The sequence below is a fragment of the Streptomyces sp. NPDC005263 genome (genome assembly GCF_042872365.1).
GTDB lineage: Bacteria > Actinomycetota > Actinomycetes > Streptomycetales > Streptomycetaceae > Streptomyces.
On the sequence record NZ_JBIAKJ010000017.1, the window covers coordinates 53915 to 69803 of the forward strand.

General features: G+C 68.9%; 12 protein-coding genes and 2 pseudogenes. 12 read left to right on the forward strand and 2 right to left on the reverse strand.

Annotation, left to right across the window (positions count from 1 at the left end):
- Positions 1-292 precede the first annotated feature (292 nt).
- The 3 genes from ACFYRY_RS40730 to ACFYRY_RS40740 all read left to right on the forward strand — a co-directional run bounded on the left by ACFYRY_RS40730 (position 293) and on the right by ACFYRY_RS40740 (position 3357).
- Positions 293-1084: a hypothetical protein gene (locus tag ACFYRY_RS40730; RefSeq protein WP_389157913.1), complete on the forward strand. Its 792-nt coding sequence runs from the start codon at positions 293-295 to the stop codon at positions 1082-1084.
- Positions 1085-1934: 850 nt separating this feature from the next.
- Complete coding sequence (locus ACFYRY_RS40735) at positions 1935-2462, forward strand: NAD-binding protein (RefSeq protein ID WP_389157952.1); 528 nt, start codon at positions 1935-1937, stop codon at positions 2460-2462.
- A 256-nt stretch (positions 2463-2718) separates the two neighbouring features.
- Positions 2719-3357 (forward strand): TetR family transcriptional regulator, encoded by a 639-nt coding sequence (locus ACFYRY_RS40740; protein ID WP_389157916.1) that lies wholly within the window; start codon positions 2719-2721, stop codon positions 3355-3357.
- Between the two features lie 367 nt (positions 3358-3724).
- Here the strand turns inward: ACFYRY_RS40740 and ACFYRY_RS40745 are convergent, their stop codons facing one another.
- A complete protein-coding gene (locus ACFYRY_RS40745; RefSeq protein ID WP_389157919.1) occupies positions 3725-5338 on the reverse strand; it encodes an MFS transporter in 1614 nt (537 codons plus the stop codon).
- A gap of 184 nt (positions 5339-5522) precedes the next feature.
- Between ACFYRY_RS40745 and ACFYRY_RS40750 the strand changes: the two genes are divergently transcribed.
- Entirely contained in the window at positions 5523-6074 is a 552-nt protein-coding gene (locus ACFYRY_RS40750) for a TetR/AcrR family transcriptional regulator (RefSeq protein WP_389157921.1), read from the forward strand.
- 57 nt (positions 6075-6131) lie between these two features.
- Here the strand turns inward: ACFYRY_RS40750 and ACFYRY_RS40755 are convergent, their stop codons facing one another.
- Positions 6132-6767 (reverse strand): TetR/AcrR family transcriptional regulator, encoded by a 636-nt coding sequence (locus tag ACFYRY_RS40755; protein ID WP_389157924.1) that lies wholly within the window; start codon positions 6765-6767, stop codon positions 6132-6134.
- 135 nt (positions 6768-6902) lie between these two features.
- Between ACFYRY_RS40755 and ACFYRY_RS40760 the strand changes: the two genes are divergently transcribed.
- The 8 genes and pseudogenes from ACFYRY_RS40760 to ACFYRY_RS40795 all read left to right on the forward strand — a co-directional run bounded on the left by ACFYRY_RS40760 (position 6903) and on the right by ACFYRY_RS40795 (position 15803).
- Complete coding sequence (locus ACFYRY_RS40760; RefSeq protein ID WP_389157927.1) at positions 6903-8048, forward strand: VOC family protein; 1146 nt, start codon at positions 6903-6905, stop codon at positions 8046-8048.
- A 26-nt stretch (positions 8049-8074) separates the two neighbouring features.
- Complete coding sequence (locus ACFYRY_RS40765) at positions 8075-9025, forward strand: fumarylacetoacetate hydrolase family protein (RefSeq protein ID WP_389157931.1); 951 nt, start codon at positions 8075-8077, stop codon at positions 9023-9025.
- Between the two features lie 7 nt (positions 9026-9032).
- Entirely contained in the window at positions 9033-10619 is a 1587-nt protein-coding gene (locus tag ACFYRY_RS40770) for a bifunctional 3-(3-hydroxy-phenyl)propionate/3-hydroxycinnamic acid hydroxylase (RefSeq protein WP_389157933.1), read from the forward strand.
- Positions 10616-12595, forward strand: coding sequence for an acetoacetate--CoA ligase (locus tag ACFYRY_RS40775; protein WP_389157936.1), 1980 nt, complete (start codon positions 10616-10618; stop codon positions 12593-12595). The genes ACFYRY_RS40770 and ACFYRY_RS40775 overlap by 4 nt, the downstream gene beginning before the upstream one ends.
- Positions 12592-12936: a DoxX family protein gene (locus ACFYRY_RS40780; protein WP_389157939.1), complete on the forward strand. Its 345-nt coding sequence runs from the start codon at positions 12592-12594 to the stop codon at positions 12934-12936. The genes ACFYRY_RS40775 and ACFYRY_RS40780 overlap by 4 nt, the downstream gene beginning before the upstream one ends.
- Before the next feature lie 133 nt (positions 12937-13069).
- A pseudogene (locus tag ACFYRY_RS40785) lies at positions 13070-13258 on the forward strand (methyltransferase, FxLD system); the annotation flags it as partial.
- Between the two features lie 116 nt (positions 13259-13374).
- Positions 13375-14474: pseudogene (locus ACFYRY_RS40790) on the forward strand (hypothetical protein).
- A gap of 105 nt (positions 14475-14579) precedes the next feature.
- Positions 14580-15803, forward strand: coding sequence for an AAA family ATPase (locus tag ACFYRY_RS40795; RefSeq protein ID WP_389157942.1), 1224 nt, complete (start codon positions 14580-14582; stop codon positions 15801-15803).
- Positions 15804-15889 lie beyond the last annotated feature (86 nt).

Consider the following 15889-nt stretch of genomic DNA (forward strand, 5'->3'; position numbering starts at 1 on the left):
GTCGTCACGCGCCCCGGAAACCATCTCCTCCTACATCTCGTAGGAGGAGACCTCACCGTACGGCTCGTCGGTTAGAGGCGGGTGAGAAGAAGTCGTCTCACTCCCCCCTGTCCAAGGTGAGGGCATGCCAGGCTGCAGCCCACGCGAGAGGCCCGAACGGAGCCCTAGGTCATAGGCGAGATCAACCGGGTACTGATCCATGCCTGCCTGGTTCGCACCTCGGTACGCATGCCGCCACTGCCTCGCGCACCGTTCAGGTTGCGTTCATGCTCGAAGTGCGATCGTGCGGATCATGACCGCAAAGCCCGTCCTCGATCAACACCCCGTCGCCCCGGTACGCCAACTGGCAAACAAGGTGCCGGACGTGACCGTCTATTTCTGGATCATCAAGGTGCTGACCACCGGCATGGGCGAGACGGCGTCGGACTTCCTGGCGCGCACGCTCGGCCCGATCCCGGCGGTGGCGCTCGGCGGACTCGCCCTGGTGGCATCCCTGGCCGTGCAGTTCACGCTCCGCCGGTATGTCGCCTGGGTCTACTGGACCGCCGTCGTCATGGTCAGCGTCTTCGGCACCATGGCCGCCGATGTCCTGCACGTCGGCCTCGGCGTGCCGTACGCCGCCTCGGCGCCGGCGTTCCTCGTCGCACTGGCCATGGTCTTCGCTCTCTGGTACGCGAGCGAGCAGACCCTCTCCATCCACACGATCCGGACACGGCGCCGCGAGGCGTTCTACTGGGCGGCCGTCCTCGCCACCTTCGCCCTCGGCACCGCCACGGGCGATCTCACCGCCACCGCCGGCTTCGGCTACCTGGGCTCGGTCGCCCTCTTCGCAGCCGCCATCTGCGTACCCGCCCTGGCCCACCGCTTCGGCGCCCTCGGCGCGGTGACCGCCTTCTGGACCGCCTATGTCATCACCCGCCCCCTCGGAGCCTCCCTCGCCGACTGGATGGCCCTCCCCCACACCCGCGGCGGCCTCGACCTCGGCCTGGCACCGGTCACCCTCGCCTGGACGGCCGCGATCATCGGCTTCGTCGGCTACCTGGCCGTGTCACAACGCGACAGGGGCGCGCACGCCGCGGCATGAGGCAAGGGTGCGCTGGGCCTTTTCCTGTACGGGCCGTTATCCCGGCACACGCCTCGGCCACAGCCCCCTCGCACGGACCGCCACACCCCCACGCCACCCCGGACAGAGGCGGGACTCGAAGATCATCAGACGACACTTGCGATTCCTCGCGTCCAGCCATCGTCCAGAGTCGGGCGTGCAGCCCCTCGAAACATCGACCACGGAGGCGTGCCCAACGCCCAGGCCATCACATCACAGCAGGTCAGAGCGATGCGGACTAACGCCTACCACCACAGAGTTGAAGTCACGAGCAACGGATTGAGTTTCGTTGCGCCAAAGTCCTGAATCCACACCCATGATGAGACGTTTCCGCAGGTCAGAGGCGTGCACAGTGGGGCGGGTGGGACTCGAACCCACGGCCGACGGATTATGAGTCCTTTGGGGATCTTGGCGGCCCTTGTCGATCAACGCTCATCCATGACGTTTTCGCAGGTCAGATGCGGTTACCCGTGTTGGGGCTAGGCAGCCCTTGTCGGTCTGTTCCTGTCCTTACGGCCTCAACTCGGCCTCAATGTGGCCCGCCAGGGTCGATCTGAAGAGACAGAGGACAATCTCGCCAGCTCACGGACCGGAGTCGAACCCGCGCGCAGCGGATTTCCCTTCCAACGCGCAGAGGCTCCGCCCCGTATGTGGGGCGGAGCCTCTATGGCCGTTGCCGCAGGCCAGACGTTGTCCCGTCAGCTTATCCGGCTCAGTCACCTACTTCCAGAGCGAGTTGGAGAGATCGGGCGGGCTGCGGCTTCGGGCGCGCGGCTTCCAACTCACTGACGCGGTGCTCTGCGCGGGGCGCTGAGGTCGCCGTTTGGAAACCGTGCGCTCCGCGGTCGTGATCGGCGCGGGCTTCCTGGGCATGGAGGTGGCCACGGCCTGCGCCGCCCGCGGCATCCCGGTCACGGTGCTGGACGTGAACCGCCCGCTTGAGCGGATAATCGGCAGCCATCTGTCTGCCGCGATCACCGAACGCGCCGCGACACACGGCATCCGCTTCCTACGGAGCACCGGCTTCGCGGCGCTCGCCGGTGACCCCGAGCGGCGCGCACCGTTCTGGTCCAACGCCGTCGGCCAAGGCAAGGTCGCAGCCGCTTCCGCCCTCAAGCTCGATCCCGCGGGGGCGGTACGGGACGACTACTTCTGGACCGAGATCGCGGGCCTCGCCCTCAAAGTCGTCGGCCCCCTGCCGCCCGTCGGTGAGCCCACGACAGTGGACGGCAGCATGACCGAAGGACGCGCCCTGCTCACCTGGCAGCACCCTGGATGCCGCTCCACCGTAGTCGCCTACGGCCTGCGCAAGCCCGTCTCCGCGCTACGCGTCCTGGCCGGCTCGACGCCCCTGCAATGAGGCAGTAATACCCTTTGCCCTGGTGACGGCGATCTACGCGATCCGTATCGCGCCCACATGCCGCCGAGTTCGGTGTGGCGCAGACGTGCTCGATTTCAGTTCAACGGCATCGAGCCGCGGGAACCGCCCGACATCAAAGACCTTCCTGCACGAGCGGGGCCACTCGATCCCGGATGCGGCCGCAGATCGGTCGGGCCCCGCCCACGTGCCAGAATGAAGGGTCCGTTATCCGTTCTGGCTTCTTCGAGGTTCCTTCGTGTCCCAGACCGTCGGCCGTGTGCCCCAGAGACGCAACGCACGGTCCAATCGGGCGCGCATCCTGACCACCGCGCGTCAAGAGCTCGGGCGGAACCCTGACATCACGCTGGAGGAGCTCGCCCGCGCCGCCGGTGTCGTACGGCGCACGCTGTTCGGGCACTTTCCCGGACGGGCGGCGCTCCTGGACGCGCTGGCCGAGGAGGCCGCCGAGGCGCTCCAAGCCGCCGTGGCGCTCGGAGCAGAGGCGGCAGAGCCTGCCGATCGGTCGCTCGCGCAGTTTGTGTTGTCGCTCTGGCCCGTGGGCGATCGCTACCGGATGCTTTTGGCGCTGGCCCGGCAGGACCTCGGCATGGACCGGGTCGCCGGAATTCTGGAGCCCGCCCGGGTCAGGGTCACGGCCATCGTGGAGCAAGGACAGCGGGACGGCGTCTTCCACTCCCACCTGCCGGCCCCGGTGCTGAGCGCCGGCCTTGAGGCCATGACGGTCGCCCTGCTGGAGGAAGTCAACTCCGGGACTCTGGAGGACGACGGCACTCGGGTGGCCATAACCACACTCATCGCTGCCGGCGTCCCAGAGCAGCAGGCGCGGGCCGTCGTCGACGATGTGGCCGCGACGCAGGAGATGCCTGACGACTGAGCCGTAACTCGGCCTTTCGGCCCGGACATCGAAAAGCCCCCGGCACCCAAGGTGCCGGGGGCTTTTCAGGTACACCCCCGCCGTCGGTGACGCCACCGATGTGCCGAGCACGGACGAACGGACTCTCTTCACATAGACGAGACGCGTCGACGTCGCGCTCGGGATCGAGAATGACTCGCACTCTGCCGCTTGACGTCTTCTGCGACCCTCGGTAGTCGTGTCAGCATCCCGGCTGCGGACAACAAGAAGGGGGACGGCGCCGGGTGTCCCCTCCCGGCGCCGTCCCGGGGCCGTGCGCCGCTCAAGGCACGGCCCGTCCTGGGGTGAGGAGCCCGGAATCGGGGTTGCGGCCTCCGGTGTACTGGGCTCAGGCGCCCACGGTCTGCGTCTGCGCCTCGGCCGTCTGCGCCGCCTCTTCCTCACCGCGCTTGGTGGTGTGCTTGCGGCCGGGCAGGACTGCGATGACGATCAGCGTTCCGGCGGCCATGATGATGCCGCCGATGAGGCTGGTGTGGGCGATGGCGTGAGCAAAGGACTCGTGCACCGCCCCGAGCAGGGTCTGGGCCTGCTCGGCGCCACCCTGGGGGTTCTTGGCGACCTGCTCGGCGACCGCGATGCCGCCGCCGACGGAGTCCTTGGCCGTGTCCATCGCCGCGGCCGGGAGGTGGCCGCCGACCATGTCGGTCAGCTTGTCCTTGTAGGACGTGGCCAGCAGCGAACCGAGGATGGCGATGCCCAGAGCGCAGCCCAGTTCCAGTGCGGTGTCGTTGGCGCCGCCGCCGACACCGAGTTCGTCCTCCGGGAAGGAGCCCATGATGGTGTCCGTGGCCGGGGCGAGACTCAGGCCGATGGCAAAGCCGAGCAGCAGCAGGGGCGGCAGGAAGTCGGTGTAGGTCGAGCCCGTCTCGATCCGCGTGAGCAGGAAGACGCCTGCCGTACCGATGACCATGCCGGTGCCGACCACCAGCTTCACGCCCAGCTTCGGGGCCAGCTTGCCGGTGACCGCCGCGCCTACGAAGACCGCGCCGGCCAGCGGCAGCAGTCGGATACCGGTCTCCAGGGCGTCATAGCCGAGGACGAACTGCAGGAACTGGGTGGAGTAGTAGATCGAGCCGAAGGTGCCGAAGAAGAAGAACAGCACCGCGAGCATCGAGCTGCTGAAGGGGCGCTCGGTGAACTTGCGCACGTTCAGCATGGGGTTGGGGTGCTTCAACTCCCAGGCGACGAAAGCCAGTAGGCCCACGCCGGCGACGACGGCCGCGGTGATCGGGCCGACGCCCCAGCCGAAGTGCGGGCCCTCGATGGTCGCGTAGACCAGGGAGCCGACCGACACGATCGACAGCAGACCGCCGACGTAGTCGATCCGGCCCATGCCCTCCGCCTTCGACGGCGGCACCAGCACCAGCGCGCCGATGACGCCGAGGACCGCGATGGGGACGTTCATCAGGAAGGTCGAGCCCCAGGCATGTGACTCCAGCAGCCATCCGGCGGCCAGCGGACCGGCGGCGATGGCGAGGCCGGAGGTCGCGGACCAGGCGGTGATCGCCTTGGCGCGCTCGGCCCGCGGGAAGATCGCGACCAGCAGCGAGAGCGTGGCCGGCATGACGACGGCGGCACCGACACCCATGATCGCGCGGGCGGTGATGACCAGGCTGGTCTCGTCGACCAGGCCGCCCGTCACAGATCCGCCGACGAAGATCAGCAGGCCCAGGACGAGCGCGCCGCGGCGGCTGTATTTGTCACCTATCGCGCCCAGGACCAGCATCAGCGCGGCGTAGGGGACGGTGTAGCCGTCGATGACCCACTGCAGGTCGCTGCTGCTCAGCCCCAGGTCCTTCGTCATGTCGGGGGCGGCCACGATCAGTGACGTGTTCGCCATGACCACGATCAGCAGGCTCAGGCAGAGCACCAGCAGCGCCCACCAGCGGCGTGGATAGGGCTCGGTCATCTTCTCGACGGGTGTCTTCGCAAAGAGCGGCATCGTCAGGCTCCTCAGCAGGAGGTGAAGCGGAGGCTTCGGGGTGCGGATCTGTCGGAACGGTGCGAGCGCGGCCAAGAGGGGGCCCGGCACCACGGGGTACTTAATTGCCCACTGATGTGCAGGTTAGTTTATTGCCCAATGGTGTGCAACTATCGAGCCGCGCTCCCGCCAACCGGAGTCCGACATGACCCACGCATCCGTCACAGCCGCACCGGAACGCAGTCGAACGCTGCTCACGCGGGCCCGCATCCTCGAAGCGGCCCGGCAGGAACTCGGCCGCAATCCCGACAGCGGCCTCGGCGACATCGCTGTGGCGGCGGGTGTGGTGCGTCGTACGGTCTACGGCCACTTCCACGGCCGGGCCGCGCTGATGGAGGCGCTGGTGGAGGATGCGGCGCAGGCGCTGCGGCAGGCGCTCGCGGCCCCGCGGGTGCCAGTAGCGAGCGCCGTCGTGGAGTTGGCGCGCTTCGTCCTCGCCGTGTGGCCCGTCGGCGACCGCTACCGCATCCTGCTCCGCCTCGCCCCACAGGACCTCGGACCCGAACAGGTCACCGTAGTCCTCGCCCCCGCACGTGACATGGCGGAGGCGATCATCGCCCGGGGTCAGCGGCAGGGAGTGTTCCAGACCAGCATTCCGCCGGCTGTGCTGACCCGGGCGCTTGAGGGGCACCTGCTAGGGGGTGTCCGCAAAGTCCCGCCTGCCCCGCGACGCCCGGCACGCTCCCCCACTGCCTGAAGGGCGTGGGAGGTGCCCCCACTCGCCGCACCGGACGAACACCCGAGTACCACCAGGTCAGCCGTGGCCGGGGAGGGGGCGGCGGGCTACCTCGTGGGCGTCGTCCGCCGACAGGCCCAGCATGCGCAGGACCATCTCGGCGAGGTTCACCGCGGCCTCGTCGCCGTCCACCTCGGGGCGGGCGAAACGCAGCTCCACCAGGGACAGCAGGGTGCCGCCCAGTGCGGACAGGGCGACCAGCGGGTCCAGGGTGGTGAAGCGGCCGGAGGCGATGCCGACCTGGAGATCGCGCAGTGCCCGGCGGGCCAGGCCGTTGTCCGAGTGGATGTGCCCCAGTCCTCGGCGACGCAAGACCTGCATCAGCTCTGGATGGGAATCGGCCATGCGGGCACTGAGCCGGAAGCCGGCGGCAAGGAGTTCCGCCGAGTCATCGATCCCGGCCAGGCGCTCGTCGAAGGCCTGCCCGAACTCCTCCAGGGCGTCCACCACCGCCGCCTCGAACAGCTCACCCTTGGAGTCGAAGTGGTTGTAGAAGGAGCCGAAGCCCACGTCCGCGCGTTCGGCGATCGCCTGGATGCTGGCGCTGGTGTCACCGCTCTCGGCGAGTATCTGCCGGGCCGCTCGCACGAGAGCCCTGCGGGTCTCCGCACGACGCCGCTCGAACCGGTTACTGGGCGGGGCTGACGTAGACATGCGCAGAGTCTAACCGTCGGGACGATGACGATCGCAGTCCTGATGAATTCATCATTTCCTGCCGCGAACACCTTGACGACGAAACTGTCACAGTTGATGATTTCCTCATTATAAAACTGCTGCCCGGAGGGCACCATGTCTGAAATCCGCGCCAACGAGGCCGACGTCATCACGGCCCACCAGGACCTCCACAGCGCGCAGGGCGCCCTGCGCGGCGAACACCCCGGCCGCTCCCGTAATCCCGTGATCAAGGTGGCCGACCTGGCCTGGCTGGAGTTCCAGAAGCCCGACCTGGGCCGTGCCGAGCTCTTCGCCCGGGACTTCGGCTTCGGCGTCGCCGCGCACACCGAGCGGGAGCTGTGGCTGCGCGGCACCTTCGCCGGCCCGCCCTGCATGGTGATCCGCCGCGGTCGTACCTCCCGCTTCATCGGCCCGGCCTTCCGGGCCGCGGAACGGGCCGACCTGGACCGGCTGGCCCGCGCGACGGGCAGGGAAGTGCGGGACGCCGACGTTCCGGGCGGCGGCAAGGTCGTCGACCTGCTCGACCCATCCGGCGTCCCGGTACGGGTCGTGCACTGCGGCGAACAGCTCCCGGCGCTGCCGGAAAGGCAGCCGCTGCTCCTCAACTTCGGCACCGATCACCCTCGCACCAACGCCACCCAGCGGCCGCCCCGCGAGCCCTCCCGCATCCAGCGCCTCGGCCATGTGGTGCTGGAGACACGGGTCTTCGGGCGGGCCCTGGACTGGTACCTGGACACCCTCGGGATGATCGTCTCCGACTTCCTGTTCCTGGACGGGCAGCGCGGGCGCGGTCCGACGATGGCGTTCATCCGCTGCGACCTGGGCGAGGCGCCCGCCGACCACCACACCCTGGCCATGCACCTCGGTCCGGGCACCGGCTATGTGCACTCGGCCTACCAGGTCACCGACCTGGACTCCATCGCCGCAGGTGGCGAGTACCTCAAGGAGCGCGGCTACAAACGTAGTTGGGGCATCGGCCGGCACATCCAGGGCAGCCAGCTGTTCGACTACTGGCGCGACCCGGACCACTTCATGCTGGAGCACTTCGCCGACGGCGACCTGTTCTCCTGCGACGTCGAGCCCGGCTGGGCACCGATGTCGACCAGCGGCCTGGCCCAGTGGGGCCCGCCCGCCACCCGCGACTTCCTCGGCGTGAGCCCCTCCCCGCAGCGGGTCCGCGATGTCATCGAGGCGCTGCGCGGTGACAACGAGATGGACCCGGCACGACTGTTCGGCCTGCTCAAGGCCGCCAACTCCTGACCCGCTCCTCTGAAGAAGGCACTGACATGAGCACCAATGTCCTGCGCACCGCCGACGGCTGGTGGGTCGTCCGAGGCGACCGGGCCGCCCCCGTCGAGACCAAGGCCGCGACCACCGCCGAGCTCCTGGCCGACCGCCCCGCCGTCCGCGAGGCCGCCGCCTCCGGCGAGCCGGGCACACCGGTCGCCGACCTGGTCGCGCTCTCGCCGGTCACCACGCCCTGCCGGGTAGTCGCCCAGATGGTCAACTACCGCAGCCACGCCCGCGATTCGGGCTTCAACGGCGACATCCCGCCCGCCTTCTTCCGCAAGGCGTCCGGCTCGGTCAGCGGACCCGGTGACGCCGTCGTCCGCCCCGCGCACGTGAAATTCCTCGACTACGAGATCGAACTCGGCCTCGTCATGGGCACGTCCCTGCCCGTCGGCACCGTGGTCGAGGAGCGGGACCTGCCGTCGTACGTCGCCGGGCTGGTGATCACCAACGACATCAGCGCCCGTGAGGTGCAGCTGACCAAGACGCAGTTCTACGAGAGCAAGTCGTACCCGACCTTCACGCCGACCGGCCCGTACCTGTCACTGCTGGAGCCGGAGGACTTCACCCATCTCCTAGACCTGCGGCTGAAGTTGAGCGTCAACGGCGAGCTGCGCCAGGACCGCACCCTCACCGACATGATCGTCCGCCCGGCACAGGCGCTCACCCTGCTGGCCCGCTTCCAGACCCTCGACGCCGGCGACCTGCTGCTCACCGGCACCCCCGGGGGCACCGCCCTCAAGTCCCCGCCGAAAGCCGTCGAAAAGATCGGCGCGCTGCTGCCGCCCGCCGTGAAGTGGAAGGCGTTCTTCAAGAGCCAGGCCAAGAACCCCCACTACCTGCACACGGGTGACGTGATCACGGCGACGATCGCCACCCCGGACAGCCGCATCGACCTCGGCGAGCAGCGCACGCCGGTCGCAGACGCGAACCAGACCCAGAGGTGAGCCGCACATGACCGTCGACGAAGCCGCACGTGTGCCCGTCGTGATCGTCGGGGCCGGGCCGGTGGGCGTGACCGCCGCCCTACTCCTGGCCCGGCACGGGGTCCGCAGTGTGGTCCTCGAACGCCACCAGGACGTCTACCCGCTCCCGCGCGCCGTCGCAGGCGACGACGAGATCCACCGGATCCTCCAAGCCGCGGGCGTAGGAGAGGAGTTCACCGCGATTTCACGCCCGGCGGGCGGGCTGCGGCTGCTGGATGCCCGGCACCGGGTGATGGCCGAGTTCCGGCGCTCCCACCAAGGACATCACGGCTATCCGCAGTCCAGCATGTTCGACCAGCCCGAGCTGGAACGCGTGCTGCGCGACGCGCTGGCCCGGCGCCCCGAGTGCGACCTGCACGGCGGCGTGGAGGTCACCCGCGTCGGCCCGGACACCACCGGCCCCGTCCGTGTCGCCTACCGCGATGACACCGGCGAGCACGAGCTGTGGGCCGACGCTGTCCTCGGCTGCGACGGTGCCGGCAGTCTCACCCGCGAAGCCATCGGGGGTGTCTGGGAGGATCTGCACTTCGAGGAACGCTGGAAGGTCATCGACGTCGACACGACGGGCCCCGTCCGCTGCTGGGAAGGCGTCGACCAGGTCTGCGACCCGGAACGGCCGGCCACCTTCATGCGCGTGAGCGAGAACCGCTACCGCTGGGAGTTCCGGCTCGGGGCAGGGCAGGAGACGGTCCGCGAGCTGATCGCCCCATGGCTGCCGCCCTCGTACGACGGGAACTTCGAGGTCGTCCGCGAGACGCAGTACACCTTCCGGGCCTGTGTCGCCGACCGCTGGCGCAGCGGACGGGTCTTCCTGCTCGGCGACGCCGCCCACCTCACCCCGCCGTTCATCGGGCAGGGCCTGTGCTCAGGCCTGCGGGACGCCTACAACCTCACCTGGAAACTCGCCCGGGTTCTCCAGCAGGGGGGCGACGAGCGGCTGCTGGCAACCTATGAGAGCGAACGCAAGCCGCACGCCCGGCATGTGGTCCGCCTCGCGGTCGCGATGGGCTGGGCGATGACCGGCGGCCAGAATGGCGCCGCCGCGCTTCGCCGCAGGGCGCTGGCCGCGGCCTGCCGCATACCCGGCCTGACCGAGCTGGCCGGCCGCGATCTCAGCCCGCCCCTGACCGCCGGGCCGCTGGTGCGGCGCGGGCGCGGGGTCCGCCGGGGCCTGGTGGGCACGCACTGCCCCCAACCGGGGGTGAGCGTCGGCGGCCGGCGTACCCGTCTCGACGAGGCGCTCGGCGACTCCTTCGCCGTACTGACCGCCAACGATCCCGGCCCTTCCCTGACCGCGCTCGCCCACGGCCTCGGCGTGCACGCGGTCCTGGTGACCGACCTCGGCGACGACGGCACACTCGCCGCCTGGCTGCGCGCAGGACACGCGGACGCGGTCCTGCTGCGGCCCGACCGGGTCGTGATGGACGTCGTCCCGTCCGGCGGCCGCGACTTCACCGCGGTCGCCGCCTGGGCGTCCCTGCTGCACACCGCACGAACCTCTGTTCCTTCCGAACGGAGCGTCCCGAGAAGCCTGTTGAGGAGCACGACACGATGAGTACGTCGTATCCGGCCCCGTTCTTCACGCCCGATCCGGGGACAGCGGCGACCAGCCGTATCGCGGACTTCGCCCGCTACGTCGGGGTGGACGCCACCGACTATGCCGCCCTGCATCGTTGGTCGGTCACCCATCTGGAGGGCTTCTGGGGCGCGGTGTGGGAGTACTTCGGCATCGACTCCGACACCCCGTACGAGCAGGTGCTGGCCGGGGACAGCATGCCCGGCGCCCGCTGGTTCCCCGGCGCCACCCTCAACTACGCCCACCACGCCCTGCGCAACGTCCGCGACGACGACACGGCGATCATCGCCCTCGACGAGACCGGATCCGGGTACGAGGTGACCGGCGGGCGGCTGCGCGACCTGGTCGCATCCGTCGCCGCCACCCTGCGCGACCTCGGCGTCGGCGAGGGCGCCCGGGTCGTCGGCTACCTGCCCAACACCCCGCACGCCATCGTCGCGTTCCTGGCCGCCGCGAGTCTGGGCGCCGTCTGGTCGGTGTCCGGACAGGACTACGCGCCCCAGGCCGCCGCCGACCGCTTCGCCCAGCTCGAACCCACCGTGCTGATCGCCGCCGACGGCTACCTCTTCAACGGCGCCACTCACGACCGCCGCGAAGCCACCCTCGAACTCGCCCACGCGCTCCCGACGTTGAAGGCGACCCTGCTCGTAGACCACGTGGGCCTGCCATGGCCGTTGCAGGCCTACCCGTCGCTGGTCGTCCCCTGGGAGGACGCCTCGACCCGCGCCGAAGAGCTCACCTGTGTGCCGGTGCCGTTCGACCACCCGCTGTGGGTCGTCTTCTCCTCCGGCACCACCGGCCTGCCCAAGGGCATCGTCCACGGCCACGGCGGTGTCCTGCTGGAGCACCTGAAAACCCTGGGCCTGCACTCAAACCTGGGCCCCGGCGACCGCCTCCTCTGGTACACAACCACCCACTGGATGATGTGGAACCTGGTCGCCTCCACCCTCCTGACTGGCGCTGCGACCTGCACGTACGACGGCAGCCCGGCACCGTTCGCCAAGCTCGACGTCCTGTGGGAACTGGCCGCCCACCACCGCGTCACCGTCTTCGGCACAAGCCCCCAATACCTGCTGGGCATGGCCAAGTTCGGCATCGACCCCTCGGCGCACGACCTGTCCTCGATCCGCGTCGTCGGATGCACCGGCTCCGCCCTGCCCGCCTCCGCCTACCCCTGGGTCCGCGACCACGTCGGCGAACACGTCCTGCTGGCCTCCATCAGCGGCGGCACCGACATCGTCTCCGGCTTCGCGGGCAGCTCGCCCAACACCCCGGTCTGGGCAGGCGAGTTGTCCGCACCCCACCTGGGTGTGGCGCTCGCCGCATACGACGCCGAGGGCTTCCCCGTCGTCGACCTGGTCGGTGAACTGGTCGTCACCCGCCCCATGCCGTCGATGCCGCTGTACTTCTGGAACGACCCGGAGGGCGCCCGCTATCGCGACGCCTACTTCTCGGCGTACCCGGGAGTGTGGCGACACGGCGACTGGATCACGGTCACGGGGCACGGCTCAGTCATCATCCACGGCCGCTCCGACTCGACGCTCAACCGCAACGGCGTACGGCTCGGCAGCGCCGACATCCACGACGTCGTCGAACGTCTCCCCGAGATCGCCGAGGCACTGGTCATCGGCGCGGAGGAGCCCGACGGCGGCTACTGGATGCCGATGTTCGTGGTCCCGGCGGCCGGCGTCGAACTCGACGACAACCTCCGGGAGAGGATCAAGGACGCCATCCGCACCGGCGCCTCACCCCGCCACGTCCCCGACGAGATCCTCGAAGTGCCGGGCGTCCCGCACACCCGCACCGGCAAGAAGCTGGAGGTCCCGATCAAACGCCTGCTCCAGGGTGCCCCCGTCGAGGAGGTCGTGAACCCGGCAACGGTGGACGCCCCCGAGCTCATCGACCACTACGTCCAGCTGGGCGAGGAGCGCCGCAAGTGCAGGTCCGCGTCATGACTACCGTGCTCGCCGTCGCCCTGTCCCTGGTCTTCCTTCCGCTGGGGCTGGCGAAGCTCGCCGCGGTGCCCTTCATGCTCCAGGCGGCGGCCCACCTCGGCATGTCGGTCCGCCTTTACCGCGTCGTCGGCGCGCTGGAGGTGGCCGGGGTCGCCGGTCTGCTGACGGGGTTGGCCTGGATGCCTCTGGGCGTGGCCACCGCGACAGGCCTCGCCCTGTTGATGGCCGCGGCGGCAGTGGTCCACCTGCGCCACGGCGACCCGCCACCCCGGGCCGTCCCGGCGACCGTACTGGCCCTGATCTCCTTGACGTACGCAGCAGCGTCGATGGCCGCCGGCTGACGCGTCCTGTACGGCCGGGCATGGGCAGGCCCTGTGAGGGTGGCGGCTGCCCCTCCCCGGCTCCGCGCGGGCTGCCATCGCACACCGGCCCTCCCCTCCCTTCCGAGGCCGGGGGCGGCCCGCGCCGACGTGCGGGGCCGGTCCCGGAGGCGATGAGCTGGCCGCGAGGGTCGCTGAAGCGATCCGCACCTGGGATCGCGAGTACCGCGATCGCGAGGCCACCTTCGAGATCCAACCCCTCGACGCTCCTGTGACCGAGCAGCGCCCCGGCCTCTTCGTCCTCGACACACCGCTCAACCGCATCGTCGTCGACTGGTACTGACAACGGCCCGTACAGACAACTGCCCATGCGCCAAGGGGCGGTGTACGTCGGCCATTGCTACGGGCACCGCCCCGGTTCGTTCATCCACCATCGTGCCAACGTCACCTGAGGGGACCATGGATCCGCACGGCCCGATAGCAAGGCGTTTCCCGCTCATCGCTCGATTCCGCCCCGCTTGCCTGCCCTTGCCTGACCGCGTACGCGCCCTGATTGAACTCGCCCAGGAAGCAGCGGAGAAGAGCGACCAGGGCCTGGCCTCTGCGGTTTTCAACCAGGCCGCGCTCATCGCCTCCGATGTAGGACTTCCCGATCTCGCCCGGTCGATGTGCTACCGCCATGCCGCGGCCTACCTCCACGCCCTCTGCCCGCAATGAGCGCCATTAGGGGACTTGAGGCACTTGTCAACCTCGCCCGTCTGCAGATCCGCGCCGGCCGCGCCGACGCTGGCCGTCAGCGACTACTGGACCTTCACGAAGCCGTCGGCGTCGGCTCGGCCGCTTCCTTCGAGGGAATCGACGTTCCGGCCGACCTCACCAGTACAGCAGAGGACAGACGGGAGGTGCACGCGTGGCTCTGGCGCGTGCTTCTGGCGGACGGCACACGCGCCCTCACGACAACGGGGCGTTGGACGACAGCACTGGCACACATCGAAGGCCATCGAGGCGTTGGCAGGCGCATGCTGGACGGGCGCCAAGTAGCCGTCGTCGCGGCCTCGGCGGCCAACCAGACCGCGCACGCCGCAGAGTTGCTCTCCGACACGGTGCCCGGCGAGCCGTGGGAGCATGCTGTCACCGCCTGCTTGACTGCCCTGTGCCACCGAGCGGCCGGGATGCGTATCGACGACGTTGCGGACCTGGTGACCATGTACCTAGACCACGAGGCGAAGCCGGGCATGACCGTCTTTGACATTCGGCTCGGTCTCACCACACCGAACTTGGTCGAGACGGCTGAGCATCTCGGGGCCCGTCGCCTCGTCGTTGATCTGATCCGCCGAATTGCGGCAGCACGCGATGGATACGCGGCCCGCGAGGTTCTTGCATGCCCCTTATTCATCGCGCTCGCCATGAATGCGGAGGCCCAGGACTGTGAGGACCTGGTTCGTGCCTGCGCTCTCGGGTCCGGGGCTCTGCCGGAACAGCTGTACCTCAAGCTTTCAGCCGCCCTGGACTCCAGCGAAGTGGCCATCGTCCGCTCACTGACCGCTACGGGAAGGTGATCTTTTGCTCGTGACCCCGTCGAACGGAATCTGACCAGGTGGTGTCGTTCCCAGGGTGTTTGGACCTGATTGGTGCCATGCTGGTGCTGCCGTAAAGGGGGGCGCATGGGGCAAGGCGATGCGGTGATTATCGGTGTCGGTTCGTTCAGCGTGGACCTACCGGAGGGCGAAGAGCTTCCGCTGATGACGCGAACCTGGGACGCCTTGGACTTCGTTGAAGATGTGGTGCCGCGGATAGGGAAAGCCATCGGCCAGCTGGGTTACCGCGTGCGTTGTCATCTCAATCCCGTGCGGGAGGATCTGCGGGGCGTGATGCAGCCCGCCGACGAAGGAGCTGTGCACCGCATCGTGCACGTCGTCACCCATGGTCAGCCCGATGCACGGCATGCTCGTCTGGACATGGTGCCGGCTGACGGGCGTTTCGGCCGAGACACCGACGTCACCGGGTGGATTTCGGACTGCCACGTCGAGCGGAGAATGTCGCTGTTCCTCGTCGATCTGTGTGGCTCGGGCGTGGCCGCCCGCTTGCCGTCTTACGTCTACGAGGCGGGCGCGGAGACGTATGCCTGGGTGATCAGCGCCTCGGACGGTGAGGAGGAGGCGTACGACGGCAGGTTCAGCACAGCCATTGCCGAGGTCCTGGAGGATTTGGCCGCGACCGGGCTGCGGACCGATGCGTCGCAGGAGCACGTTGACTTTCAGCTGGTGGCGCGGCACATCGGTATGCGGCTTGAATCGGCGGGGGGCCGGGTACAGACGGTGAGGGCGACCCTAATGGATCCCAGCGCGCCGAAACCGCTGTTGCCATTCTTCCCGAACCCTACCCACGCTGCCTTCGCTACCGACCCCACACGCTTGCGCCGTGCCGCCCTGGACGCTCCGGTACGAGATTTCCTGGAAGAGCTGGATCCGGTCGACTCTCGCCACTTCACTGACAAACCTGGTCGACATTTCACTGGCCGCCGCAGCCAGCTGCGCCTTCTCGCTCCGTGGCTGGACGACCCAGAAGAGTCACGTCTGTGTGTGGTGACTGGAAGCCCTGGCACCGGGAAATCAGCATTGCTGGGTGCCCTGATGTGCGCCGCGCACCCACAACTGGTGGGTCAGGCGCAGCATATCCGAGAACGGCTGCCTGGAGCCTGTCGCCCTGCCCTCCAGGACGTTCTTGCTGCGATCCAGGTCCGTCAGCGCAGCTTGCCCTCTGTGGTTGACGCGCTGGCGCGGCAACTGCAACTTCCGACGCCAAGTAGCGGTTGGACTCCTCTGACCTTCATGGCGGCAGTGCGCTCCCTGCCCGAGCCGCCGGTTCTCGTGGTGGATGGGCCTTGACCCTTGATCCTGGACACACGAGACACTGGATCCTGAGGATCTGAGAACGGACATCTCGTGGTCATGAAGAACTATCCGCCGCAGTT

Coding starts and splice junctions, on each gene's coding strand:
- ACFYRY_RS40730 (WP_389157913.1), top strand. CDS start 293: ATGACCGCAAAGCCCGTCCTCGATCAACACCCCGTCGCCCCGGTACGC.
- ACFYRY_RS40745 (WP_389157919.1), bottom strand. CDS start 5,338: ATGCCGCTCTTTGCGAAGACACCCGTCGAGAAGATGACCGAGCCCTAT.
- ACFYRY_RS40750 (WP_389157921.1), top strand. CDS start 5,523: ATGACCCACGCATCCGTCACAGCCGCACCGGAACGCAGTCGAACGCTG.
- ACFYRY_RS40755 (WP_389157924.1), bottom strand. CDS start 6,767: ATGTCTACGTCAGCCCCGCCCAGTAACCGGTTCGAGCGGCGTCGTGCG.
- ACFYRY_RS40760 (WP_389157927.1), top strand. CDS start 6,903: ATGTCTGAAATCCGCGCCAACGAGGCCGACGTCATCACGGCCCACCAG.
- ACFYRY_RS40765 (WP_389157931.1), top strand. CDS start 8,075: ATGAGCACCAATGTCCTGCGCACCGCCGACGGCTGGTGGGTCGTCCGA.
- ACFYRY_RS40770 (WP_389157933.1), top strand. CDS start 9,033: ATGACCGTCGACGAAGCCGCACGTGTGCCCGTCGTGATCGTCGGGGCC.
- ACFYRY_RS40775 (WP_389157936.1), top strand. CDS start 10,616: ATGAGTACGTCGTATCCGGCCCCGTTCTTCACGCCCGATCCGGGGACA.
- ACFYRY_RS40780 (WP_389157939.1), top strand. CDS start 12,592: ATGACTACCGTGCTCGCCGTCGCCCTGTCCCTGGTCTTCCTTCCGCTG.
- ACFYRY_RS40795 (WP_389157942.1), top strand. CDS start 14,580: ATGGGGCAAGGCGATGCGGTGATTATCGGTGTCGGTTCGTTCAGCGTG.